Here is a 22,965-nt window from a genome sequence, read left to right as displayed (position 1 = left end):
CCGCGTCGTGATCACCCGGTTGCCGCATCGCGTGGTTGAGTTCTCGCGCGCCTGGGTAGATGTTCTGTCATGTGGATCGCGGTGAGCACCCCAGTCGCCCTCCTGATCGCCACCGTCCTGATGGAGCGGTTCGAGCGACGATGCACCCTGGCGCCCGCCGCGGAGCCGGAGCGCCCGGAAGCCGTTGGCTGACGCCTCCCCACCCCCGGGTCAAGCACTGGGCTCGCCTCGCGTGTGATCCACGTCTCACTTCTGCTCGCCGAGAACCTCGGGCCCGCCCCGCGGCGACTGACGAAGCAGATCCGGCGAATCCCGGATCCGGGGAGGAGACCACCATGACCGCGAACGATCAGCCGCCGCCGAAGGGGGCCAGGGCCACCGTGCAGGTGAGCCCGAACCCGACGACCCGGCGCGGCCAGGAAGTGACCATCACGGGCAGCTGCGGGGGCGGCACCGGCCTGAAGTCCGTGCTCGGCGGCTTCCCGGAGCACCCGGCACTGGAGAACATCCGGATCATCGACGCCGGGCCGGACCACTTCGTCGCCGAGGCGACCGTGTCGCAGCACATCGGCAACGGCGTCGGCCCGGTCTTCGTCGACTGCGGCGGCGAAGCCGGCGTGACACTTCTGGTCACGCACATCTGACCCGAATGGGCCCGCTCACCGGGGTTCCGATGAGCGGGCCATCCGGGAAATGCCGCCGAATTCAGCAGTTCTTCCACGCGAAGTGGTAAATCGTGTCGACACTCGCGTGCTCGGAATCCATTTCGATGTAACTCGTTCCGGAGGAGGTGCCCGCGTCCGCCCGCAGTTCCGCATTGATGTTCAGGTTGCGGTCCTCGCCGCACGGGGCGAACACCAGCGCCGCGACGTCGGTGACGTCGCTCGCCCGCCACACGCCGTGGAACGGGCCCGGGAACGTGTGCCGGACCCGCGCGGTGGGTGACGTCCCGGCGAAGTAGTAGTTGGCCTGTTCGAGCGCGCTCGCTCCGCTCTCGATGTGCGCGTAGCCGCGGTACTCGGCTTCGGCGATCGCGTACGTGAGCCCTTGGGGCACATGGACGAGCACGTTGATCTGGCAGTTCTTCCGGGCGTCGAGCGCGGACGCGCCACCGCCGGCCTTGGCGGTGAAGTTCGTGTAGTGCACCGTGAACGACGTGTTGTCGGACGCGACGTCGGCCGACGCCGTGGCGGTGCCGGCCGGGCAGCCGGACCCGTTGATGGTCTTGATGTCGAGCGTGATCTTTTCGGTCGGAGCCGATGCCGCCCCCGAATCGACGGGTGCGGCGAGGGCGGACAGAATCATTGCGGCTACGACCGACATACCGAGCATGACGCTCCTCCAAATGGGCCACGGTGCCTTTTGATCACGATGATCGCGCGCGGAACGGATCGTAGCGCGATCGCAACCTTTTCGACGGCCACTGAACGGAGTAACACGACAACCGGGAGTACGGGAAATCCATTTCCCGCTATTTCACCCGGCCGCGGTTGTGCATATCGAAGAATCGACGGTCAGTGCTGGTCCAGACCAGTATCGCGGCGGAGCGAGTACGGCGGGGTCGCGCCGGCGAGCAGGGCGTCGGCGTCCAGGGTCGAGGTCCGGCTCCCCCGCTCCGCGAACCGCCGGGCCACCAGCGCACCCGGCTCGTCGACGCGGTCCGCACGTCCGGAGAGGAAGGCCCACTCGTGCTCGTCGGAGCCGAAGTACAGCACCGTCGGAAACACCTCGCGGAACCGCCGCCACGACGCGAGCAGCGTCTCGTTGCGCCACAGCGTCGGACAGCCCGCCTGACAGGTCACCACGCCGCCGGGGGCCAGGAGCCGGGCGCACCGGCCGAGGAAGTCCGTGCCGTACAAGCGGTTGTGCTGCGCGTCCGGGTCGGTGTTCTCGTCCGGCAGGTCGATCACGACGACGTCGTAGGTGTCACCCCGCGCTTCGGCCGCGGCCAGGAACGCCCAGCCGTCCTCGAAGGACACGCGGATCGGCCCGCCCTCGCGCGCGAGGTCCGCGGTCGTGTAGCCGTAGGGCAGGTGCTCGGCGCAGGCCCGCACCGCCTGCTCGTCGATGTCGACGTGGTCGACGTGGGTGGCGCCCGCGTCCACGGCCAGCTCGGAGGCGACTCCCTCGCTCGACCCGATGATCAGGACCCGCCGGACCTGCTCGGCCAGCAGCAGCGCGGGCACCATCAACGCCTCGTGGTAGACGAGCTGGCTCGCTTCGGTGCTCTGGCGTTCGCCGTCGCAGAACAGCGAAATCCCTTGCGCGGTCTTCCCGATCAGCACTTCCTGGAACGGCGTGCGCGCGCTGAACACGACGTCGTCGACCTGCCAGACGCGGGTGAGGCCGGCGCCGACCGGTTCGTGGATCGTGGGCATCAGCGTTCTCCCCGGTGCAGGACGGACAGGTGGACCGAAGCGGCGTCCAGCGACTTCGCCAGCAACCGCACCGCGTACTCGGGGTCGGCGCGCTCGCCGCAGGTGAACACGTCGGCGAACAGCGACCCGTGCTCGGGATACGTGTGGACGGACGCGTGCGACTCGGCGAGCAGCGCGATCACCGTGGCGCCCTGCGGCGCGAACCGCTTCGCCACGACGTCGACGACCGTCGCGCCCGCCTCCGTCACGGCCGCCCGCAGCAGCTCTCCGAGCCGCGGGGCGTCGTCGAGCAGGCCCGGGTCGATGCCGTGCAGCTCGGCCAGCACGTGGCGCCCGGCGAACCGGCCGACCTCAGACATCACCCCACCGCCCGACGCACCGGGTGCGCAGCGGCTCGATGCCGTTGAACCCGACCGACGCGTAGCTCGCGGTGTAGGCCCCGGTACCCGGCACGTCGAGGCGGTCGCCGCTGCTCAGGGAAAGGGGCAGCTCGTACGGCGTCCGCTGGTAGAGGACGTCGTCGCCGTCGCAGGTCGGTCCGGCGAGCACCACCGGCCCGGTGGGGCCGCCGTTCGGGCCGACCGGCTCGAACCGGTAGGCGATCGCCTCGTTCTCGGCCTCCGCCAGGCCGTTGTAGCGGCCGATGTCGAGGTAGACCCACCGGCGCTCGCCGCGCTGCGCGACCAGCACGACCTCGGTCCGCAGCAGGCCCGCGTCCGCGACGAGCACCCGGCCGGGCTCCAGCATCAGCTCGGGCCGGTCCTGGGGGAAGTACGTGTCGAGGGCCGAGGCGATCGTCGTCGCGTACGCGGCCAGCGAAGGAACCGCCGCGCGGTGCGTGGTCGCGAAGCCGCCGCCCAGGTTGAGCCGTGTCATCGCGACCCCCTGCGCCTCGGCCTCGGCGAAGAGCTTCGCCGCCGTGGCGATCCCGATCTCCCACGCGGCGACGTCCGGCTGCTGCGACCCGACGTGGAAGGCGATGCCGGGACGCAGCCCGAGCGCGGCCGCGCGCAGCACCAGGTCCAGGGCCTCGGCGGGCTCGCAGCCGAACTTCCGGCCGAAGGGCGTCACCGAGTCCGGCGCGTCGAGCACCACGCGGATCGACACCGCCGAGCCCGGCGCGTACCGGCCCAGGTGGTCGACGTCGGCCGGCGCGTCGGACGTGAACTCCCGGACGCCGCGTTCGAAGGCGAAGGCGATGTCCCGGGGCTTCTTGATCGGGTTGCCGTAGGCGAGGTCCGCCGGCGCCGCGCCGCGCTCGAGGCACAGCGCGAGCTCGGCGGGCCCGGCGACGTCGAAGCCGATCCCGGCGGCCACCAGCGCGTCGAGCACCGGCGGCGCCGGGTTGGCCTTGACCGCGTACCGGATCAGCGCACCGGGGAACGCCGAACGGACCTCACGCGCCCGGTCGGCGACGACATCGGTGTCGACGACCAGGCACGGGGTCGGGGGGTTCCGCTCGTCGAGGAACCGGCGAAGCGAGTCGGCACGCACGTCGCCAGTGTCGCAAACGGAGTCAGACGAACCGCCACAGGTGGTCCGGTGACCCGTTGTCGGCCCACTGGGTCACCTGCGCGCCGTCGGCGGTGGACTGCTGGTCGACCGCCATGACCTTGCCGCTGCGGACGTTGACGAGCTTCGACCAGCCACCGCCGGCGTCGACGATCCGCCAGTTGTGGTCGGGTGTGCCGTTGTCCTGGAACTGCTGCACGTGGGCGCCGTCGTCGAGGCTCTGGTCGTGGACCGCCAGGATCTTGCCGCTGTTGCGGTTGACGATCCGGACGGTGCCGTCGCCGTTGTCGACCACGGCCCAGAGGTGGTCGGCGGTGCCGTTGTCCGCCCACTGCGTGACCTCGGCGGTGTCGGCCAGCGACATGTTCGACACGGCCAGCACCTTGCCCGACCGCTGGTTCTGCAGCTTGCGCCACACGGTCGTCGACGCCGCCGGGCGCGTCAGCAGGGCCAGGTAGCCCCCGGCGACCGGGCGGGCCTGGAAGCCGCGCTGGGTGGCGTCGGCGACGACGTACCAGTCGCTGAACGGCACCCGCTGCGGTGTCGCGGTCGCGTAGCTGTACACGCCTTCGACCAGGGTGTTCCGGATGTTCGGCTGGTCGGTGAGCCAGGCCGCGGTCCACAGCTCCCAGTCGGCCTTCGTGTAGTTGTTGCGCGGGTCGAGCAGGACGCCGTGGGCGCCGGCGCGGCCCTGGTACCAGGCGGCCTCCTGCGCGGCGACGCCCAGCGGGACCAGGTCGAGGCCGAGCACGCGGTCGGCGAAGCCGTTGTACTTCAGGCTCCACGTGCCCGGCTGGTCGTAGGCGAGCTTGAGGTGCTGGTTCGACGAGTCCTGGGCGAGGGTCACCCACTGGCTGACGTAGCCGCGGGAGGTCGACCGGTAGCGCTGGGCGTCGGCGGTGTTGCCGACGGCCGCCGCGATGGCGCCCATCGCGCCGACGCCGATGATGCCCTTCAGCGCGAGGTTGGCGCTGTGGGCGATGAAGCCGGTGAAGTCGTCGGTCTGGTTCTGGAAGCCGGGGTCGAGGGTGTTGCCGATCAGGTACTCGGCCCACTGCCGCAGGATCCGGTAGTGGGCGGTCGCGAAGGCGTTCGCCTCCGCCGACGGGAGCCGCTGCACGAGGGCGGCGGCCATGATCAGCATGTTGGCCGACTCTTCGACCGGCATGCTCTCCTCGTTGCCGTCGTTGTGGCCGGTCGCGTCCGGGTAGTGGGTGCCGAGGTCGTGCTCGGCGAACTGCATCGGCCAGCCGCCGCGCTCGGCGTAGTCGAGCAGCGGCTCCAGGATCAACCGCAGGTAGGCCGGGGAAAGGTAGAGGTAGGCGGGGAACGCCGGGTAGGTGACGTCCACTGTGGACATGTTGCCGTTGGAGGAGATCTCCTTGAGGAAGCCCCAGGGCGCGCCGCCGCGGTCGACGAGCTCGGTGGCGCCGAAGGCCTGGCGCAGGGCCAGCGCGCAGATCCCGGCGTAGTGCTCGCCGGTGGTCCCGCCGCCGGCCGCGGCGACGGCGTCGTCGTGCAGCCGCTGGTCGATCGCGGTCGCGGCGGACAGCGCGCTCGCGTAGTCGTTGCCGAACCAGACCGCCATGTCCTGCCAGCTGCCCCAGTAGTGCGTCCACCAGGGGCGCAGCTCGGTGCCGAGGTAGCGGACGGCGGGCGTCCGGACGTGCCCGATCGAGAGCGTGAACGGGCTCGACGAGCCACCGGCCGCGATCGTGCCCAGGTTCTTGTTGAAGGCCAGCACCGGCCAGCGGTCGTTGATCGCGCGCGGCTGGGCGGTGTCGCTGGTGTTCGGCAGGGCACCCTGACCGGCCGACGCGGCGCGCACGACGGTGTCCTGCCCGATCTGCCAGCTGACGCCGGACGTCGGGGCCGCGAGCACGAGCGAGCCCCAGCTCGCCTGGTCGCCGTTCTCCTGCAGCACACCGGGGCTCGCCGGGGTGCAGCTGAGCAGCGTGTAGCCGCCCGACTGCTGCTGGGTCCAGGTGACCGGGGTCGCGGTGTTGCCGTGCACCCACTCGGCGGAGGTGTCGAAGTGCAGGTCGACGGTGTGCGCGCGGCCGTCCGCGCTGGCGGCCTGGATGGTCACGTAGCCGAAGGGCACGCACTGGCGCTGCAGGTTGGCCGGGTCGACGGGCGAGAAGAACGTGACGGTCAGGTTCACGCCACCGCCGGTGAGGACGTAGGTCGAGCGGGTGCCGGTGACCTGCAGGCTGACCTGCGTCATCGGGGTGAGGGCGGGCCCGGACGGCAGCGCGGGCGAGCCGGCGAAGACGTAGGCGGTGCCGTCGACGCGGGCGAGGCCGCACAGGGCGGTGACGTGCCCGGTCCAGAAGCTCGACCACGTGCCGGGGAGGTTGTCGGCGGCCTGCCAGGTGGACAGGTACGGCGAACGGACGATCAGCGGGGTGGCGGGCGGCCGGATCGGGCTGAAGGTACCCGCGGCGGCGACCGCGCCGGGCAGCCAGAGCGCCGCGGCGACGGCGGCGGCCGAGCCCCCGGCGAGCCGGAGGAGGTCCCGGCGGGTCAGGTGAGCGCGTTCTCGGGAGGACATCGGTGGCCCCTTCCACGGCGTGCGAGCCGGTGCGGGGATAACATTTACATCGTTGGTACAACGTTGTAAATCCGCCGTTGGTCGGTGTGTGAATCTTTTGCGGACCACCGGAGACGCAGGTCCGGTGCGGATTCCGGAGTCGCACCGGCCGGGTCGCCGGCCCGCGATGTCCTGAATGCGTCGTTACCGATGCCGAGACTCATTCACGACAGCCCGAAACGTCCGAGCACCAGCCGACTCGGGCCCGCCGATGCGGGAAGATCGGTGTCATGCACGCCGACCTCGTCTTCACCCGCGGCCCCGTGCTCACCCCCGGCGGACGGGCCGGGTTCGCGGCCGTCCGCGGCGATCGGATCGTCGCCGTCGGCGATGATCCGGGGCCGCTGATCGGCCCGCGCACCGACGTCGTCGACCTGCGCGGCCGCCTGCTGCTGCCCGGCTTCCAGGACGCGCACGTGCACGCGGTCGGCGGCGGTGTCGAACTCGGCCGCTGCGACCTCACCGGCGCGAGCACCATCGTGAGCTGCCTCGACGCCGTCGCCGCGTACGCCAGGGCGAACCCGCGGCTCGCCTGGCTCACCGGCAGCGGCTGGTCGCTCGACATTTTCGCGGGCGGGCTCCCCCACCGCCGGCTGCTCGACGCCGTCGTGCCGGAAAGACCGGTCGTCCTGGTCAACCGCGACCACCACGGCGCCTGGCTGAACAGCGCCGCGCTCGCCCGCGCCGGGATCACCGCGGACACGCCCGACCCGCCCGACGGCCGCATCGAGCGCGATGCCGACGGTGCCACCGGCGTCCTGCAGGAAGGCGCGATGGACCTCGTCACGCGGCTGCTGCCGCCGGTCACCGAGACGGAGCAGCTCGCCGGGCTGCTGCGGGCGCAGCGGCTGCTGCACTCGCTCGGCGTCACCGCCTGGCAGGACGCGCTGCTCGGCGAGTACGGCGGCATGCCCGACCCGTCGCGCGCGTACGCCACCGCGTCGGAACGCGGCCTGCTGACCGCCCGGGTCACGGGCGCGCTCTGGTGGGACCGCGCCCGCGGCGCCGACCAGCTCCCGGACCTCCTGGAGCGACGGGAGTCGTTGCGCGCCAGCGGTTTCCGCGCGAGCACCGTGAAGATCATGCTGGACGGCGTCGCCGAGAACCACACCGCGTCCCTGCTCGGCCCGTATCTGCGCACCGGCCACAGTGGACTGAGCTTCGTCGACCCCGTGGCGCTGCGCGAGTACGTCACGCTCCTCGACGCGCACGGCTTCCAGGTGCACTTCCACGCCCTCGGCGACCGCGCGGTGCGGGACGCGCTCGACGCCGTCGAGGCCGCGCGCGCCGCCAACGGCGCGACGGATCACCGGCACCACCTCGCGCACCTGCAGGTGGTGCACCCCGACGACGTCCCGAGGTTCGGCCGGCTCGGCGCGACCGCGACGATCCAGCCGCTGTGGGCCGTGCACGAACCGCAAATGGACGAGCTGACCATCCCCTTCCTCGGTGCCGAACGGGCGTCGTGGCAGTACCCGTTCGGTGCCCTGCTGCGGTCCGGGGCCACGCTGGCCGCCGGGAGCGACTGGCCGGTGAGCAGCCCCGACCCGCTGCAGGGCATCCACGTGGCGGTGAACCGGATCCCGTACGGCGAGGACGTACCCGCGTTCCTACCCGGGCAGCGGATCGACCTGGCCGCGGCGATCACCGCGTACACAGCGGGCTCGGCCTACGTCAACCACCTCGACGACACGGGCGCGATCCGGCCCGGCCACCGCGCCGACCTCGTGGTGCTCGACCGCGACCCCTTCGCGGGCCCCGGCTCGGAAGCCGGGGCCGCGAAGGTCGCGATGACGTTCACCGGGGGCCGGTGCGTCCACGAGCCATGACGGCCGGCTCCGGCTCGACGCTCACCCGCGGGCGCAGGGGCAGGTTCTCCAGCCCCTCGACGTCCAGCACCAGGAACCAGTGCGCGTTGGCCGGGATGTGGATCTTGAACATCGGTGCGGTGGCCACCCCGCCGTGCATCCGGTAGTACTGCCGGCGCCGGTAGGCCTGGAGGTTCACTTCCGTCAGGAGCCTGACGTTGGCCATCGCCTCCAGCCGGATGGTGACCACCGCGTCTCTTCGCAGCTTTCCGAGATCGAACACAGTCGCTTCCATTTCGCCCCTATTCACGTGTGGATGGTGCTTCCGGTGGTCGCGGGCAGCGCTGATCGCGCCGCGAACGCGACGGGAGAAGGTGCGGGGCGGGCTCAGCCGGGGCCGGTACCCGGTTCGCAGGCCCGCCAGAGCGGGACGAAGACCCCGTGCGACGGCGTGAACGCGTGGGTGGCGCGAGGGCCGTGGCCGGGGGTCAGGAAGGCCGGCGGGACGGTGGGGGCGGTCCCGCAAGCAGCATCTTCGGGGGCCGGCGACCGGGGTGCCGGGACGTTCCCCGGGGCGTGGGCCGGCGGTGGTGAGGCCGTGGCGTGGAGTGCGGGGTGCTTGTGGTGCCGGAGCTTTGCCGCGGCGGGCCCGGCGGTCTCGGCGGCCGGGACGAGCCGGCTGTCGGACCGGGCCGTCGCGGTCAGCCGGGCGGCTCCAGGTGCGCCGGCGGCGGTTTCCTGCTGCGGGGGCAGGGTTTTCGCTTGGCGGGCCGGCCGGACCGCCGGTTCGGCGGCGGGGTTCGGAGTGGCAGGGTCGGCCGTGTCAGGCGCCGACGGGACGGTCGGCTGGAGCCCGGGGGCCAGGGCATCGCCGACGGGCTCGGTCACGGGGCCGACGACGGGGTCGACCGCGGATGTGGTGGCGTGGAAGATCGGTGCGAGAACAGGTTCGACGGAACGCACGACCGGCTCGACAACCGGAGCGACGGGCTGAAGGAGCTGCGAGACCGGCTTGACGACGGGTGCGGCGGCGCGGACTACTTGCGAGACCGGCTCGAGTACCGGGGCAGTGGCCTGCACGACTCGCGAGACTGGTTCGAGCACCGGAGCGGCGGCCTGCACGACAGGCTCAACAACCGGCCCGACAGCGCGCACTACCTGCGACACCGGCTCGACTACTGGGGCAGTTGCCCGCACCACGGGCGCAACAACAGGCCCCACACCACGCACTACCTGCGACACCGGCTCAACTACCGGAGCAGCCGCCCGCACCACGGGCCCAACAACCGGCCCCACACCACGCACTACCCGCGAGACCGGCTCAACCACCGGAGCGGCGGCCCGCACCACGGGCGCAACAGCCGACCCAGAAGCACCCACGACTTGCGTCACCGGCTTGAGTGCCGGGGCAGCCGCCCGTACAACCTGCGACACCGGCTCAACTGCCGGAGCACCAGCACCCACAACCCGCGCCACCGCAGGAGCCCCCTCCGGCGCCGCACCGGCCGCGACGCCCGGCAACGGCCCTCCGAGGACTCCCGCCACCACCTGGTCGATCGGGTTCACCTCGCGCGACGCGGCCTGAGCATCCCCCGACACCCACCACGACAGCAGCCAAAGACCCGCCACCGCTCCGGCCAGCAGCAGCAAGCGCCGGGCGGCGGTTGTCGCGACGCCCTTGTCGCTTGGCCTGGCCACGGTCGGCGAACCTCCAGAGTGCGAGAAGCAGGTCTATGACCTACCCTCCAACGCCCGTCCCCACACCCGCGCTACGCGCCGGCTGTCGCTACCACTCGACCGGCCTAGTTCTTTTGTGTCACCACTCCCGGGTACGCCGCCAGGTGGCGGAACCCCCTGGCCCGGTCGCTGAATCAGGGCTCCTGGGAACGTCGCTGGGACGACAACGCGCCCAACGCCGACACCCCGTGCTGGAGCCCCTCGCGGAACGTCGCGCGCTGCCCCGGGGTCAGGTCCGCGAGCAGCGCGTCCTCCACCTCCGCCACCGCCGGTGTGCAGTCGGCCAGCAGGCGGTGCCCGGTTTCGGTCAGGCCGGCCAGCAGGACGCGCCGGTTGTCCGGCTTGGGGGTCCGCGCGATCAGCCCGCGCTTCTCCAGCGCCAGCACCATCTCGTGCATCGTCTGGGGACGCAGGAACGAGCGCCGCGCCAGCTGGGCCGACGACAGCGCGCCGCTGGCTTCGAGCACCGTCAGCGCGGTGTACTGCAGCGTCGTGAGACCGAGCGGCCGCAGCGCGTCGTCGAGCAGCGCCCTGATCACCAGCTCCAGCCGTTTGACCAGGTAGAGAGTCAACGGCGGGCCGGTGGGCTGCTGCTCCGCGGAGGTGCTCACGGGCTCAATCATGACACGCGCCCGCGGCTATGCTCCGATCATGGACCTCGGTCGGCAGACCCGCGTGCGGCAGGCGTTCGACACCTTCTTCGGCCCGCCCGAGCCACCGGAAGCGGACCACGTCCTCGACCTCTTCCGCCGCACCGCCGAGACCGTGCCCGCGTACCGGAAATTCCTCCAGGACCACGGCATCGCGCCCGAGGACATCCGGACCCAGGCGGACTTCCGGACGCTTCCGCTGCTCGACAAAGCCGGCTACCACCGGAAGTACCCGCTGCCCGAGCTGTGCCGCGGCGGGACGTTCGCCGGCAACGACATGATCGCCGTCTCGTCCGGCTCCAGTGGCCGGCCGACGATCTGGCCGCGCGCGCTCGAGGACGAGCTGCACGTCGCGCGCCGGTTCGAAACCGTGCTGGTGGACGCCTTCGAGGCCGACCGGCGCAGCACGCTCGCCGTCGTCTGCTTCCCGCTCGGCACCTGGGTCGGCGGCCTGTTCACCACGGCGTGCGTGCGTCACCTCGCGGCCAAGGGCTGTCCGATCACCGTCGTGGCGCCGGGCAACAACAAGGCGGAGATCCTGCGCGTGCTTCCCGAGCTCGCGCCGCACTTCGAGCAGGTGGTGCTGCTGGGCTACCCGCCGTTCGTCAAGGACGTCGTCGACACCGGTCTCGCCGAAGGCGTCGACTGGGCCGCGTACGCGATCAAGCTCGTGCTGGCGGGCGAAGTCTTCAGCGAGCAGTGGCGCGAGCTGGTGGCGCGGCGCGCCGGGGTCACCGACCCGATCCGGCACATCGCGTCGCTGTACGGCACGGCCGACGCGGGTGTCCTCGGCACCGAAACCCCGCAGTCGGCGGGCATCCGGCGGTTCTTCGCCGACCACCCGGACCTCGCCCGCGAGGTCTTCGGCGACGCGCGCCTCCCGACGCTCGTGCAGTACGACCCGGCCAGCCGCTTCTTCGAAGAACACGAGGGCACGCTCGTCTTCAGCGGCGACGGCGGCATCCCGCTGATCCGCTACCACATCGCCGACGACGGCGGGCTCCTGCCGCACGCCCAGCTGCTGGACTTCTGCTCCCGGCACAGTTTCACGCCGCCGCCCGGGCCGGAGCTGCCGTTCGTGTACGTGTTCGGCCGTTCGTTGTTCACGGTGTCGTTCTTCGGCGCGAACGTCTACCCGGAAAACGTCACCGTCGGCCTGGAGCAGCCCGGCATCAGCGACACGGTGACCGGCAAGTTCGTCATCGAGTCGGTCGAGGACGCCGACCGCGACCGGCGGCTGCGGATCACGGTCGAGACCGCGCCGGGCGCGACCGCCGACGCCCACCGGATCGCCGAGTCGGTCCGCGACCACCTCCGCAGGCTCAACAGCGAGTTCGCGCACTACGTCCCGGCCGAGCGGCAGCTGCCGGACGTCGTCCTGCGCCCGGCCGGCGATCCCGAGTACTTCCCCGTCGGGGTGAAGCACCGCTACACGCGGCCGTCCTAGGGCCGGGCGAGCTTCCGGAACCGGTCGCGCCGCTCGACGGCGGACGAGCCGTCCGCGATGTCGTCGTCGAACCAGGACCACAGCGCCGTCCACAGCTCGGCGCAGCCCGCGAAGTCGTCGACCCTGGCGTGCTCCGCCAGGTCGGTGATGTCGGCGGCCAGCTGGTCGAGCCGCTGGTCGCACTGGCGGACGTACTCGCGGACCACGATGTTCGCGTCCAGGCCCGTCTTCACGCGCCGGCCGGCGGCACCGCGCAGCTGGGCGTGCAGCCGTTCCTCGCAGTACAGCGGGAATCCCGTGATCGACCCCGGGTAGCCCGAGTCCGCCGACCACGCGCGGAACGCGCAGATCGCCTGGTAGCGCGTGTACCAGTCCTGCTTGCCGGTCGCCAGCTCGGACAGCTTGCGCCAGGCGTCGCGATCGGCCGCGCGCCAGCGGTCCAGCGTCCGGGCGTCCGGGGGCGGGTCGAGGGCCCGGGCGCGCCAGAAGTGCGCGCGGCAGGCGGCGATTTCCCCGACGAGTTGCCGGACGTAGCTGACCTGCTCCCAGACGTTGGCGCGCTGCGGGCGCAGCGGTGCGGCGCGGTCCGGGGAGAACGTGACCATCTCGAAGACGCGGAACAGCTCGTGGCCGCGCAGCGCGACGAGGTCGGGGTCCTCCCCCATCAGCCACGACCGCCGTTCCGGCAGCCGGCCGCTGTGGCTGATGGTCGCGGCGTGGTACAGCTCGCGGACCGCGCGGCGGGCCACTTCGTCGCGTGCTTCGCCCACGAGACGCGGGTTGCGCGCGCGATCGCGAAGGTCACGCTCCCCGCGCGGGCCGACTTCGAGCATCGCGATGGCGTACACGCTCGCCGCGTTGTAGCACTCCTCCCACGACCTGCGGGTGCCCGCGGCTTCGACGGTCTCGTCGATCGCCCGCGGGTCCGGCGGCCAGTGGCGGTCCGGGCAGACGTCGGCGAGCCGCACGCGGCTGCCCGGGTACGCGACCGCGGGCGCGGGGACCGCGCCGGTCTCCGGCTCGACGTCGGCCATCGCGCGCCGCACCACCGTCCAGACCAGCGACAGGTCGAGCGCGCGGTTCGTCAGCTGCTGCCAGCTGCCGCGCCAGCGCCGCCAGAACCGGCGGTAGTCCGCGACGAGCCGTTCGATCTCGTACTGCGACAGGGCGCAGAAGTACGAGCGCATCTCGGCGGCGCGCTGGTTGTACTCGGCCAGCTGCGCCGGAGTCGCGTCTTGGACGACCAGTTCGTCGGCCGGGACCTTGAGCACGCGGCGGTGCAGTTCGAGCCGCTCCTCGCGCGGGATCGTGTGGGGCCGCACGCGCACGTCGAGGTCCACGTAACGGCGGAAACGCAGCTCCAGCGCCACTCTCAGCTCGGCGCGGCGCAGCGCCCTGGCGTCGCCGGGCACGCCCGCCGTCGTCCGCCGCACCCACCACGAGCCGGCCACGGAGTCGCCGTGGCCGAGGACGAGCGCGTGCCGGTAGCGGGCGATCAGCAGCGCGACGGCACGGCCGCGGCCCGCGTGCCGGGGCTGGCGCGCGAAGTCCGGGCCGATCCACCACCGCGCCAGCTTCGGGTTGCCCCGGCTGCAGACGGTGATCACGTCGTCGTACGTGGCGAGCGCGTCGAGGTGCAGGTCGAGCTGCTCCTGCAAGGCGGCGATCTCGAGTCTGATGTAGACGTTCGACGGGTCGAGGCTCACCGCGCGGTAGTACTCGGCGAGGGCTTCGTCGTAGCGGCGGTGCACGATGAAGTGGTTGGCGCGCTGGTAGGCGTCGAACAGCTCGTACGGGATCTTCGCGCCCCGCCAGGCCGCCCAGTGGATGTTCGTGCGGACGTAGGCGCTGCGCGGGATCACGAGCGCGGCGACGGCGTTGGCCGCGCGGTGCAGCACGCGCGGCCAGCTCTCGTCCTCGATCACCAGCGGGCTGGCGGCGAACCGCGGGACGCGCACCAGCTCCAGGATGAGCTGGTAGCGGCCGGACGTGTTGCCGAGCCGGACCGTGCCGGTGACGGTGAACGCCGCCGGCGGCTGGGCGAGCCGGACCAGCTTGGTCGCGGCCTTCCACCAGCCGTCCGCGGAGTCGCCGGCGTGCTCGACGATCTGGATGAAGTCGTAGGAGCTCCCCGCGCCCGGTACCGGGGTCGGCGTGTAGAGCCGGGAGTCGTTGAGGATCCGCTTGAACGCGGCGGTCAGCTCGACGGCGGAGTCGATCTCGCGGTCGTGGCTGCCGTCCGGGCGCTCGTCGGCGAAGAGACGGATGTCGATCTGGTTGGCGCGGTAGGCGGCGCCCTCCAGGCGGGCCCGGCCGACGAAGTACAGCGTCAGCACCGCGGAGATGATCACGACGGACGTCTGCAGCACGGTCCAGGTGATGACGCTCGCGACCTTCGGGTCGCGGACGAAGGTCCAGCTCTGGAAGAACGGCAGGTAGGGCACGACGGCGAAGCCGGCCGCGACGAGCCCGGCCGTCACCGCCGCGAGCCACCACCTGATCCGGTGAGCCGCCGGAAGTTCAGCCTGATCGAAGCCGCCGTGACGTCGCGCGGGCACCGTCGATCACCCCCTCGTGTCGCCAGGTTACTCGCGGAGGGAGTGTGTTTCGTTACCGCCCGTGATCCGCGAGCTCGGCGATCACCTGGGCGTGGCACAGTTCGGGGACGCACCAGCACCCGAGCCGTTTCCCGCGCAGCTCCGGCAAGAGCGCGAGCAGGTCCGGCCGGGACAGCAGGTGCTCGCGGTACTTCGTGACGACGTCCTCGCGGGAACCGTCCTTCCCCGGCCTGAACGGGCTGGCGAGCTTCGACCCGGCGAGGTGCCAGCCGCCCCGGTGCATGGCCCGCCCGACGTAGACGACGTCGGCGTAGTCCGGGTCGTCGCGGTGACCTTTGAGGTTGACGACGGTGGTGGGCATCCGCGCTCCTTCCTCCCCGCCCAGCCTGGCGGCCCCGGCGCGGGGCCGCCAGGCCGGAGGCGTCACGGCAGCTTGACCGCCAGCAGGTCGGTTTCGCGGATCTCCGGCGGCGCGCTGAGCATCGTCGCCGCCGCTTCGGTCAGCGCCGCCGCGATGCGGCCTTCGAGGTGGGCGCGGCGGCCCTGCTCGTCGGCGAAGGTGTCGAACACCCCGAAGGTCGTGGCGTCCAGCCGGAACGCGAACCACGCCAGGGTGTGCTGTTCGGCCTTCGCGAGCTCGACCGCGTCGCGCAGCATCGCCTCGACCTTGTCGGCGTACTCGGGCTTGGCCTCGATCCGGGCCAGCAAACCGATCTTCATCTTCGCTCCTCGTCTCGTTCGGACCCCACCGAAACTAGGGCCGCCGACGGGACCCGCGTCAGTGGCAGAAACGACATTTTTGCTACCGTTTCCGACATGAAGGTCGCGGTGCTGGCGTACGACGGGGTGTTCGACTCGGGACTGGCGGCGGTGCACGACGTCCTCGACACGGCGAACGCCATGCGCGACATGCTGGACCGGCCGCCGCCCGCCTGGGACGTCACCACGATCGGCGCGAAGCGGCGGGTGCGGACCGGAGCCGGGCACGTCGTCGCCACCGAACCCCTGCGGCACGTGGCGGACGCCGAGCTGCTGGTCGTGCCCGCGCTCGCCGAACGGAGGCCGGACGAGCTGATCGCGTACGTGTCGGGGCCGGGTTCGGAGCCGGGACGACGGACGGTCGCCCGGGCGTGCGCGGCCGGGACGCCGATCGCGTCCGCGTGCACCGGCACGTTCCTGCTCGCCGAGGCCGGTGTGCTCGACGGGCACCGCGCGACCACCAGCTGGTGGCTGGCCCCGGTCTTCCGGGCGCGCTACCCGGACGTCGAGCTCGACCAGACGCGGATGGTGGTCGGCTCGGCCGGGGTGACCACCGCCGGAGCGGCGTTCGGGCACGTCGACCTGGCGCTTTCGATCGTCCGGCACCGCAGCCCCGCGCTCGCCGAGCTCGTCGCGCGGTACCTGGTGGTGGACGAGCGCCCGTCGCAGTCGGCGTACACGATCGCGAGCGCGCTGGCCGGGCACGACCCGACGGTCGCGGCGTTCGAGAGCTGGGTCCGGGCGCGCCTGGCGGAGCCGATCAGCCTCCCGGCGGCGGCGCACGACCTCGGCGTCAGCGAACGCACGCTGCAGCGCGCGGTCCGGCGCACGCTCGGGACGTCGCCGGTGCGGTTCGTGCAGGACCTGCGCGTCGAGCAGGCGGCGCACCTGCTGCGCACGACGGGCCTGTCGCTGGAGTCGATCGCCCGCAAGGTCGGCTACGAGCACCCCGGCACGCTGCGGGAGCTCTTGCGCGACCGGACGGGCAAGCCGGTGGCCTCACTGCGCGGATGAGGGGGTCCGGCGGAGTGCGTCGGTGGTCGACCTAGTGCACATGCACTATGCTGGTGGTTCACGGTTGAGCCGTCAGCCGCTGCCGGACGTTCCGCGCCCGGGCGGTGAGCTGCGTTCCGCCCTTCGTCCGGCCCGCCTCCGCTGCTCGACGAAAGGGTGTGCCGCGATGGTTCCCGAACCTCGCTCGGCCGACCACGACAACTCCACCGCCCGCATCGACGTCGGCGGCCACCTGTCCCTGCGCGTGTCGCACCCCACCCCGCGCACCGTGCTGATCCAGGTGTCCGGCGAGGTCGACCTGAGCACCGCGCGCAAGCTCGACGAAGTCCTGCGCTCGCGGATCCGCGGCCCGGTCGGCACGGTCGTGATCGACCTCGACGGCGTCACGTTCTTCTCCGTCGCCGGGCTGAACTCGCTGCTGCGCGCCCAGCTGCTCGCCGACGCCGCCGGAGCGCACCTGACGGTGGACCCCGGCGGGTCGCGGGCCGTGGCGCGACTGTTCACGTTGCTACCGATGGACTTCTACGGCGTGATGAGCCCCCGCGCGGTCGGCTGACCGCTCACGACGGCGGCCGCCCCAGCCGCCGGACGGCCTCGACGATCTTCACGTTCGCCACGCCCTTCACCAGGTATTCGGTGACGCCGGCCGCGGCGAGCGCGGCCATCGACGCCCGGTCGGCGTAGGCCGAGAAGGCCAGGATCGCGGTTTCCGGGCTGCGCCGGGCGATTTCGCGCGCCGCCCGGGCGCCCCCGCCGCCCGGCATCCGGACGTCGAGGACCGCGACCGCGGGCCGGTGGTGCCCGGCGAGCCGGATCGCTTCGTCGGCGTCGCCGGCGACCGCGACGACGGCGATGTCGGGCTCCTCGTCGAGGACCTCCTTGAGGACGGCGCGGATCATCTCGTCGTCGTCGGAGATCAGCACCCGCACCTCGGTCACGGTTCGAGTCCCATCACATCGGGCAGCATCGGCAGCCAGAACTCGACGGAGGTGCCGCGGCCGGGCACGCTCCTCACCGACAGCCAGCCGTTCGCCGCTTCGGCTCGTTCGTGCATCTCGACCAGGCCGAAGTGGCCCGAGCCGGCGTCCTCCCCCGCCGTGCCGGCGCCGTCGTCGGAGATCCGCACGAGCGTTCCGTTGTCCGTGGTGGACAAGTGGAGGTCGACCCGGGTGGCGCGGGCGTGCTTGTGGATGTTGCTGAGCGCTTCCTGGCAGATCCGGTACGCGGTGATCGCGGCGGTGGCCGACGGCTCGGCGGTGAGCTCGTCCCGCACCGCGTGCGCCAGCCCCCAGCGGCCCGCCACCTCTTCGACGTAGGCGGAGACGGCTTCCACCAGGCCGTGCTGGTCGAGCTCCGGCGGCCGCAGCCGGGACACCAGGCCCCGCAGCCTGCCGATGGCGGCCTGCACCGCATCGTCGAGCCCCGCCACGGCGCTCTTGTGCGGCTCGGGCAGCCGGGAGGCGAGCAGCTGCAGGCGCATGCCGACGGCGACCATGGACTGGATGGACTCGTCGTGGACGTCCCAGGCGATCCGGCGCCGTTCGACCTCCTGCGCCTCGACGAGGTGGCCGACCAGCCGGCGGCGTTCGCGCAGCGCCTGCTCGGCGTTGCGGCGTTCGGTCATGTCGCGGGTGACCTTCCCGAAGCCGTGGAGCCGGTGCGCTTCGTCGTACAGCGCCGTGATCACGACGTTCGCCCAGAACCGGGTGCCGTCCTTGCGGATCCGCCAGCCTTCGTCTTCCAGCCTGCCCTCGGCGACCGCGATCTCCAGCTCCCGCGCCGGCTTGCCCGCCGCCACGTCCTCCGCCGGGTAGAACATCGAGAAGTGTCGTCCGATGGCCTCCTGCGCCGACCAGCCCTTGATGCGCTGCGCGCCGGCGTTCCAGCTCGAGATGTTCCCGCTCCGGTCCAGCATGAAGATCCCGTAGTCCTGCACGCTCTGCACCAAGAGCCGGAACCGCTGCTCGCTCTCCCGCAGCGCCTCCTCGGCGTCGCGACGCTCGCCGGACGACGGCTCCTCCTCTACGGGGTCGAGCACGGAAAGCCGCCGCCCGAGGACCTCCCGCGCCGGCCGTCCGGTGACCCGCTCGGCCTCCGCGCTCCAGCTCGCGACGCGTCCCTGTGCGTCCAGCCCCACGCTCACGTGGTCCGCACCCGGCCGAAGCTCGTCGTCCATGCCGTCACTGTGCCGGATGGCCGCCCGGCCGGCACATCGCGTCAGCCGGCCAGCTCGGCCGACGGTGCGGACAGCGCGCACCAGACCACCTTTCCCAGGCCGTGCCGCGCGGTCCCCCAGTCCAGGGACAGCCGCTCGACCAGGACGAGACCCCAGCCGCCGTCGGCGCCGGGTGGCCGCCGCACGGGCGGCGCCGGGTCGTCGTCGAAGACCTCGATGCGGACGTGCCCGGCCCCGACGCTCAACCGGAGGACCGGCCGGCCGGTGCCGTGCCGCAGGGCGTTGGTCGCGAGCTCGGTGACGATCAGCAGCGCGTCGTCGACGACGGTCGCGCACGCCCAGGCGGTGAGGGTGACCCGGGCGAACCGGCGCGCGACGGCCAGGCCGCCCGCCGGATCGGTCAGGCCGCACTCCGCGACGAGCGGCGCCGGGATGTCCACGGCGTCCAGCCTGCCGGGCGGCGCCCCGGCGCACGAGATGCAAACCGCGACCCGCGGCTGATGCAGGTGCATCAGCCGAGGAGGCCCTCCCGGCGGGCCACGGCGACCGCTTCGAGCTTCGAGCGCGCGCCGAGCTTCTCCAGCACCCGCTGGACGTGGTTGCGCGTGGTGTTGCGGGAGACGCCGAGCCGAGCCCCGATCTCCTCGGTGGTGGCGCCCTCCGCGAGCAGGTCGAGGGTCTCGCGCTCCCGCGCGGTGAGTTCCGAGCCGCGGGCCGCCAGCCGGCCGGTGAGCCGGTCGAAGATCTCGGGCAGCAGCTCCTGGTCGAAGACCACGCCACCCGCGGCGACGTCCCGCACCGCGGACTCCAGCACGCCGAGCTGCGACGACTTGAGCAGCAGCCCGGACCCGCCGGCCTTCGCGACCTGCACGGCGACCGACGGGGTCGCGTCCCCGGTCAGCACCAGCACGCGCGCGCCGCTCTCGCCGAGCTCCGCGATGACGCCGAGGGCGTCGCCGTCGGCGAGCCGCCGGTCCAGCACCACGACGTCCGGGGCGTGCTCGCGCGCGTCGGCGACGGCTCCGGTGCGGGAACGGGCGCGGCCGACCACGGTGATCCCGTCGGCGCGGTCGAGGGCCTGCTGCAGCGCCTCGGCCACCATGTCGTGGTCCTCCACGAGGAGGACACGGACGGGTTTCGGTTCCTCGGCGCTGCTCACGGGGTTCCCTCGCTGGACGGTCGCTGCCCGCCCATCCTAGGCGCCCGCGGCGCTTCACCACGGCGGCGAGCTCGCCCTCAGCAGTCCTTCGGGCCCGGTGACCGGCAGCAGGCCGACGAGGTCCTCGTGCCGGCCCGGCGCCCGGAAGACCGGCGGGCGGGACGAGCCAACGGCCGGCATCCGGGCGGCGAACCGCGCGACCGCGTGCGGTGGCGGCACGACATCGGTCCCGCCGAGGTAGGCGAGCACCTGCGGCGCGCCGCCGTCCGCGGGCTCGGCCACCGCCGACCAGCCGTGCACCTCGTGCCAGATCAGCGCGAGGTCCCGCCCCGGGCCTTCGAGAGCCACGTAGCCGGACGCGGGGACGTGGGGGTCGAGCGAACACGATTCGAATCCGACACCGACCGCCCGGGCGACCCGCCCGACGTAGGCCCGCAGGCCACGCGCGAAGTGGTATTCGGTGTCCCGGCCGAACCCGGTGAGGATGTCCTCGATCTCGCCTTCCACACCGCCGCGAGTACCCCGTCCGGCGGAACATCACACTTTCGGGTCACTCCTCGATCGCGCCGCCGACGGCCCGCAGGTGCGCGCGGAACGTCAGGCCCGGATCCGTTTCGCGCGCGGCGAGGAACTCGGCGAAGCGGACCTGCTCGCGCAACGGCTCGCCGGCCCGGATCCGCTCCGCCTGGCGGCGTTCGGTGTCGCGGATGCCCTCGGCCAGGGTGAACAGCTCGTCCGCGCGGTCCAGCGGGAGGAAGACGACGCCGTCGTCGTCGCCGGCGACGAGGTCCGCCGGGCCGATCCGCCAGGGGCCGACGATCGCTTCGGCGAGCCCGCCGTCGATGCGCGGGCCCAGGGCGAGCGGGCCGGTGGGGATCGAGCCGAGGCTGAACACCGGCAGCCCGATCGCGCGGATGTCGGCGGTGTCGCGGTGCAGGCCCCAGATCACGACCCCGGCGAGCCCGGCCGCGCGCGCTTCGAGGACGACGAGGTCGCCGACGCAGCTTTCGTCGAGCCGGCCGCCGTTGTCGACCACCAGCACCCCGCCCGCCGGGGCGTGCTCGAAGGCTTCCAGGAAGACGTCGACGCTGCCGACGTGCCGGGCCGGGACCGCCGGCCCCAGCAGCCGGGTGCCGGAGACGACGGCGCGCGTCGCCGCCGGGGCGCAGCGCACCGGGAGGCCGGCGCGGATGCACGCGTCGGCGAGGTGAGCGGTGGTCAGGGAGGCGAAGCGGGTGCTGAGGTCCATGCCTCGAAGCTAACCACCGTTCCCGGTTTCGGTGGTCACCCAGGTCAGGTAGTCCGCGCTGCCGCCTTCGATCGGCGTCGCGATCACCTCGGGCAGGTCGTAGCCGTGCAGCTGCTTGATGCGCTCGGTGAGCGCGGGCACCCGGGCGGCGGTGGTCTTGATCTCGACGCGCCACTCCCGGTCGGTCCGCACCACGCCCTCCCAGCGGTAGACGCTGGTCACCGGCCCGACGATCTGCGCGCAGGCCCCGAGCCGCTCTTCGACGAGCTTCACGGCCAGCTCCCCGGCCGCCGTCTCGGAGTCGGTCGTGGACGTCACGATCACGTGCTCTGCCGCCATGCCGCGAGGCTACCGGCGGCTCGGTCGCGGCGAGCCGCGGCCGAGCGAGCCGGCTCCCACCCCCTCGGTGGGAGCCGGCCCTGGAGCCGGCGACCGGGCCGGCCCCCGAACCGCACGCGCCGGCCCGGCCCCCTCACCCCGGCGGGCGGTACCCCTTCCGCCGGGAACTTTTCCCCCGTCAGCTCACGGCGTCGGCTTCGTGCTCGTCGTGGTCGTCGGCGTGGTGGTCGTCGTCGGGGTGGTCGTCTTCGTCGGCGTGGTCGTTCTCGGCGGGGTCTTGCGCCGGGTCGTCGCGGGTGGGTTCGTGTGCGGGGCCGCCACCGTCGCGTGCGTCGTCTCCGGAGCCTCCGGGGAGGGCACCGTCACCAGCGTCGGCGTGTCGGTCGCCGCGGTCGTCGCCGGTGGGGTGCCGCCCGAGGGGCTTCCGCCCGAGCTCGCCACCGCCACCGCCACGCCGCCGATCGCCACCACCGCCACCGCGCACAGCCCCACCACGACCCCGCGGCGCGAGGCCCGCCGTCCCGGGCTCGCTGCGGCCTTCGCGCGGCCCAGCGACGGCGGCGGTGCACCCGCGCCGAACCCGGGCGTCGCCATCGTCTTCGTCTCCTCGCGCGGGGCCGGCACGCGGGGAACGGCCGGGACCGGCGGCGGGGGCACCGGCCGGATCGACGGCTGCGAGCGCGTCGCCTGGACCAGGCCGGACCGACCGGACGCCAGCGCCGCGGCGCCGAGCGCGACCCCGTACTTCGGGTGGATGTCGACCGCCGTCGGGCGGCCCAGTTCGGCCGACACCAGCTGGGACACCAGCGGGATCCGCGACGAGCCGCCGACCAGCAGCACCGCCCCGAGGTCGGCCGGTCGGAGGTTCGCCGAGCGCAGCGCCCGGTGCAGCGAACCGATCGTCGCGGTGATCGACGGCCGGATCATCTCCTCGAACTCGCCGCGGGTCAGGCGCACCTCCGTCTGCACCGACGGCAGCAGCACCGGAATGGCCGTCTCGGTGTCGGCCGACAGGGCTTCCTTCGCCAGCACGCATTCCTGGCGCAGCCGCACGACCGCCGCCACCGCGCCCGCGTCGTCCGGGTCGATCTGCGACAGCTTCCCGTCGAGCGCCCGGTCGACGTGGCCGAACACCGCTTCGTCGAAGTCGACGCCGCCGAGGCCCTCGATGCCCTCCGGGCTGCCGAGGATCTCGAAGCCGTTGCCGCGCTTGCGGAGCACGGTCGCGTCGAACGTGCCGCCGCCGAGGTCGTACACCGCGACGACGGCGCCGTCCTCCAGCCGTTCCTGGGACGCGTAGTGCGCGGCCGCCGCTTCGGGCTCGGTGATCAGGCCGACGCGGTCGATCCCGGTCAGCCGCGGCACCTGCTCGAACAGCTCCCGCTTGTACGGCCCCCAGTTCGCCGGGTGCGTGAGCGTGATCCGGTCCGGCCGGCCGCCCTGCTGCCCGGCGACCGTCCGCACCACGTACCCGAGCAGGTGCGCCATCAGCGACGCCACCGAATGCGGCGCGCCGCCGAGCAGCACCGGCGTCGGGTCGCCGAGACGCCGCTTGAACTCCCGCGCCACGCGGTCCGGCTCGACGG

24 protein-coding genes are annotated in these 22,965 nt (G+C 72.8%); 5 read left to right on the top strand and 19 right to left on the bottom strand.

Annotated elements, in window-relative coordinates; genetic code table 11:
• Window positions 1-335 precede the first annotated feature (335 nt).
• Window positions 336-644, top strand: coding sequence for a hypothetical protein (locus tag ABZ342_RS23565; RefSeq protein WP_360476643.1), 309 nt, complete (start codon window positions 336-338; stop codon window positions 642-644).
• 61 nt (window positions 645-705) lie between these two features.
• On the opposite strand, the gene ABZ342_RS23560 is transcribed toward ABZ342_RS23565, so the two are convergent.
• From ABZ342_RS23560 to ABZ342_RS23540, 5 genes are all read right to left on the bottom strand, one after another.
• Window positions 706-1,323, bottom strand: a complete 618-nt coding sequence (locus tag ABZ342_RS23560; protein WP_360476640.1) for a DUF4360 domain-containing protein — start codon at window positions 1,321-1,323, stop codon at window positions 706-708.
• Between the two features lie 191 nt (window positions 1,324-1,514).
• On the bottom strand, window positions 1,515-2,378 hold the full coding sequence (locus ABZ342_RS23555; RefSeq protein WP_360476637.1) for a spermidine synthase: 864 nt from the start codon (window positions 2,376-2,378) through the stop codon (window positions 1,515-1,517).
• Entirely contained in the window at window positions 2,378-2,737 is a 360-nt protein-coding gene (gene speD / locus ABZ342_RS23550; RefSeq protein WP_155549757.1) for an adenosylmethionine decarboxylase, read from the bottom strand. The genes ABZ342_RS23555 and speD overlap by 1 nt, the downstream gene beginning before the upstream one ends.
• Window positions 2,730-3,872, bottom strand: coding sequence for a type III PLP-dependent enzyme (locus tag ABZ342_RS23545; RefSeq protein WP_360476634.1), 1,143 nt, complete (start codon window positions 3,870-3,872; stop codon window positions 2,730-2,732). The genes speD and ABZ342_RS23545 overlap by 8 nt, the downstream gene beginning before the upstream one ends.
• 22 nt (window positions 3,873-3,894) lie before the next feature.
• Window positions 3,895-6,444 carry a DUF5127 domain-containing protein gene (locus ABZ342_RS23540; protein WP_360476631.1) on the bottom strand — a complete coding sequence of 850 codons (2,550 nt, stop codon included), beginning with the start codon at window positions 6,442-6,444 and terminating at the stop codon, window positions 3,895-3,897.
• Window positions 6,445-6,713: 269 nt separating this feature from the next.
• Between ABZ342_RS23540 and ABZ342_RS23535 the strand changes: the two genes are divergently transcribed.
• Window positions 6,714-8,312 (top strand): amidohydrolase, encoded by a 1,599-nt coding sequence (locus tag ABZ342_RS23535; RefSeq protein ID WP_360476628.1) that lies wholly within the window; start codon window positions 6,714-6,716, stop codon window positions 8,310-8,312.
• On the opposite strand, the gene ABZ342_RS23530 is transcribed toward ABZ342_RS23535, so the two are convergent.
• The 3 genes from ABZ342_RS23530 to ABZ342_RS23520 form a co-directional block, all read right to left on the bottom strand.
• A complete protein-coding gene (locus ABZ342_RS23530; protein ID WP_230863135.1) occupies window positions 8,281-8,574 on the bottom strand; it encodes a DUF1883 domain-containing protein in 294 nt (97 codons plus the stop codon). The genes ABZ342_RS23535 and ABZ342_RS23530 overlap by 32 nt on opposite strands.
• 104 nt (window positions 8,575-8,678) lie before the next feature.
• Window positions 8,679-9,179 carry a hypothetical protein gene (locus ABZ342_RS23525; RefSeq protein ID WP_360476625.1) on the bottom strand — a complete coding sequence of 167 codons (501 nt, stop codon included), beginning with the start codon at window positions 9,177-9,179 and terminating at the stop codon, window positions 8,679-8,681.
• Window positions 9,180-10,162: 983 nt separating this feature from the next.
• Complete coding sequence (locus ABZ342_RS23520; RefSeq protein ID WP_360476622.1) at window positions 10,163-10,651, bottom strand: MarR family transcriptional regulator; 489 nt, start codon at window positions 10,649-10,651, stop codon at window positions 10,163-10,165.
• Between the two features lie 28 nt (window positions 10,652-10,679).
• Between ABZ342_RS23520 and ABZ342_RS23515 the strand changes: the two genes are divergently transcribed.
• The gene (locus tag ABZ342_RS23515; protein WP_360476619.1) at window positions 10,680-12,125 is read left to right on the top strand and encodes a phenylacetate--CoA ligase family protein; all 1,446 of its coding nucleotides are present in this window, start codon (window positions 10,680-10,682) and stop codon (window positions 12,123-12,125) included.
• On the opposite strand, the gene ABZ342_RS23510 is transcribed toward ABZ342_RS23515, so the two are convergent.
• The 3 genes from ABZ342_RS23510 to ABZ342_RS23500 form a co-directional block, all read right to left on the bottom strand.
• Entirely contained in the window at window positions 12,122-14,605 is a 2,484-nt protein-coding gene (locus ABZ342_RS23510) for a hypothetical protein (RefSeq protein ID WP_360476616.1), read from the bottom strand. The genes ABZ342_RS23515 and ABZ342_RS23510 overlap by 4 nt on opposite strands.
• A gap of 130 nt (window positions 14,606-14,735) precedes the next feature.
• Complete coding sequence (locus ABZ342_RS23505; RefSeq protein ID WP_360476613.1) at window positions 14,736-15,044, bottom strand: DUF4326 domain-containing protein; 309 nt, start codon at window positions 15,042-15,044, stop codon at window positions 14,736-14,738.
• A 62-nt stretch (window positions 15,045-15,106) separates the two neighbouring features.
• A complete protein-coding gene (locus ABZ342_RS23500) occupies window positions 15,107-15,403 on the bottom strand; it encodes an antibiotic biosynthesis monooxygenase (RefSeq protein ID WP_155549748.1) in 297 nt (98 codons plus the stop codon).
• 96 nt (window positions 15,404-15,499) lie between these two features.
• Here ABZ342_RS23500 and ABZ342_RS23495 point away from each other — a divergent pair, with 96 nt between their 5' ends.
• Together ABZ342_RS23495 and ABZ342_RS23490 are read left to right on the top strand one after the other, a co-directional pair.
• A complete protein-coding gene (locus ABZ342_RS23495) occupies window positions 15,500-16,456 on the top strand; it encodes a helix-turn-helix domain-containing protein (RefSeq protein WP_360476610.1) in 957 nt (318 codons plus the stop codon).
• A 166-nt stretch (window positions 16,457-16,622) separates the two neighbouring features.
• Window positions 16,623-17,012 carry an STAS domain-containing protein gene (locus ABZ342_RS23490; RefSeq protein ID WP_155549746.1) on the top strand — a complete coding sequence of 130 codons (390 nt, stop codon included), beginning with the start codon at window positions 16,623-16,625 and terminating at the stop codon, window positions 17,010-17,012.
• Window positions 17,013-17,016: 4 nt separating this feature from the next.
• Here the strand turns inward: ABZ342_RS23490 and ABZ342_RS23485 are convergent, their stop codons facing one another.
• The 8 genes from ABZ342_RS23485 to ABZ342_RS23450 form a co-directional block, all read right to left on the bottom strand.
• A complete protein-coding gene (locus ABZ342_RS23485; protein WP_360476606.1) occupies window positions 17,017-17,394 on the bottom strand; it encodes a response regulator transcription factor in 378 nt (125 codons plus the stop codon).
• Window positions 17,391-18,632, bottom strand: a complete 1,242-nt coding sequence (locus ABZ342_RS23480; protein ID WP_360476604.1) for a PAS domain S-box protein — start codon at window positions 18,630-18,632, stop codon at window positions 17,391-17,393. The genes ABZ342_RS23485 and ABZ342_RS23480 overlap by 4 nt, the downstream gene beginning before the upstream one ends.
• Window positions 18,633-18,673: 41 nt before the next feature.
• Window positions 18,674-19,144 carry an ATP-binding protein gene (locus tag ABZ342_RS23475; RefSeq protein ID WP_360476601.1) on the bottom strand — a complete coding sequence of 157 codons (471 nt, stop codon included), beginning with the start codon at window positions 19,142-19,144 and terminating at the stop codon, window positions 18,674-18,676.
• Window positions 19,144-19,791: a response regulator transcription factor gene (locus tag ABZ342_RS23470; RefSeq protein ID WP_360476598.1), complete on the bottom strand. Its 648-nt coding sequence runs from the start codon at window positions 19,789-19,791 to the stop codon at window positions 19,144-19,146. Before ABZ342_RS23470 ends, ABZ342_RS23475 begins: the two co-directional genes overlap by 1 nt.
• Window positions 19,792-19,845: 54 nt before the next feature.
• Window positions 19,846-20,298 carry a DUF6292 family protein gene (locus ABZ342_RS23465; protein ID WP_360476595.1) on the bottom strand — a complete coding sequence of 151 codons (453 nt, stop codon included), beginning with the start codon at window positions 20,296-20,298 and terminating at the stop codon, window positions 19,846-19,848.
• Window positions 20,299-20,341: 43 nt separating this feature from the next.
• A complete protein-coding gene (locus ABZ342_RS23460; RefSeq protein ID WP_360476592.1) occupies window positions 20,342-21,040 on the bottom strand; it encodes an RraA family protein in 699 nt (232 codons plus the stop codon).
• Between the two features lie 9 nt (window positions 21,041-21,049).
• Entirely contained in the window at window positions 21,050-21,379 is a 330-nt protein-coding gene (gene cutA / locus ABZ342_RS23455) for a divalent-cation tolerance protein CutA (protein ID WP_360476589.1), read from the bottom strand.
• 183 nt (window positions 21,380-21,562) lie between these two features.
• The coding region (locus ABZ342_RS23450; RefSeq protein WP_360476586.1) for an Hsp70 family protein at window positions 21,563-22,965 on the bottom strand (1,403 nt) is incomplete at its 5' end.

It is taken from the genome of Amycolatopsis sp. NPDC005961 (assembly GCF_040629235.1).
GTDB lineage: Bacteria > Actinomycetota > Actinomycetes > Mycobacteriales > Pseudonocardiaceae > Amycolatopsis > Amycolatopsis camponoti.
The sequence above is the reverse complement of the archived record's forward strand: the minus strand, read 5'-3'. Positions and strand labels throughout refer to the sequence as shown.

Bases quoted from the DNA above. Each gene is read 5' to 3' on its own strand.
- ABZ342_RS23565 (WP_360476643.1), top strand. From the start codon at position 336: ATGACCGCGAACGATCAGCCGCCGCCGAAGGGGGCCAGGGCCACCGTG.
- ABZ342_RS23560 (WP_360476640.1), bottom strand. From the start codon at position 1,323: ATGTCGGTCGTAGCCGCAATGATTCTGTCCGCCCTCGCCGCACCCGTC.
- ABZ342_RS23555 (WP_360476637.1), bottom strand. From the start codon at position 2,378: ATGCCCACGATCCACGAACCGGTCGGCGCCGGCCTCACCCGCGTCTGG.
- speD (WP_155549757.1), bottom strand. From the start codon at position 2,737: ATGTCTGAGGTCGGCCGGTTCGCCGGGCGCCACGTGCTGGCCGAGCTG.
- ABZ342_RS23540 (WP_360476631.1), bottom strand. From the start codon at position 6,444: ATGTCCTCCCGAGAACGCGCTCACCTGACCCGCCGGGACCTCCTCCGG.
- ABZ342_RS23535 (WP_360476628.1), top strand. From the start codon at position 6,714: ATGCACGCCGACCTCGTCTTCACCCGCGGCCCCGTGCTCACCCCCGGC.
- ABZ342_RS23520 (WP_360476622.1), bottom strand. From the start codon at position 10,651: ATGATTGAGCCCGTGAGCACCTCCGCGGAGCAGCAGCCCACCGGCCCG.
- ABZ342_RS23515 (WP_360476619.1), top strand. From the start codon at position 10,680: ATGGACCTCGGTCGGCAGACCCGCGTGCGGCAGGCGTTCGACACCTTC.
- ABZ342_RS23505 (WP_360476613.1), bottom strand. From the start codon at position 15,044: ATGCCCACCACCGTCGTCAACCTCAAAGGTCACCGCGACGACCCGGAC.
- ABZ342_RS23500 (WP_155549748.1), bottom strand. From the start codon at position 15,403: ATGAAGATCGGTTTGCTGGCCCGGATCGAGGCCAAGCCCGAGTACGCC.
- ABZ342_RS23495 (WP_360476610.1), top strand. From the start codon at position 15,500: ATGAAGGTCGCGGTGCTGGCGTACGACGGGGTGTTCGACTCGGGACTG.
- ABZ342_RS23490 (WP_155549746.1), top strand. From the start codon at position 16,623: ATGGTTCCCGAACCTCGCTCGGCCGACCACGACAACTCCACCGCCCGC.
- ABZ342_RS23480 (WP_360476604.1), bottom strand. From the start codon at position 18,632: ATGGACGACGAGCTTCGGCCGGGTGCGGACCACGTGAGCGTGGGGCTG.
- ABZ342_RS23475 (WP_360476601.1), bottom strand. From the start codon at position 19,144: ATGCACCTGCATCAGCCGCGGGTCGCGGTTTGCATCTCGTGCGCCGGG.
- ABZ342_RS23460 (WP_360476592.1), bottom strand. From the start codon at position 21,040: ATGGACCTCAGCACCCGCTTCGCCTCCCTGACCACCGCTCACCTCGCC.
- cutA (WP_360476589.1), bottom strand. From the start codon at position 21,379: ATGGCGGCAGAGCACGTGATCGTGACGTCCACGACCGACTCCGAGACG.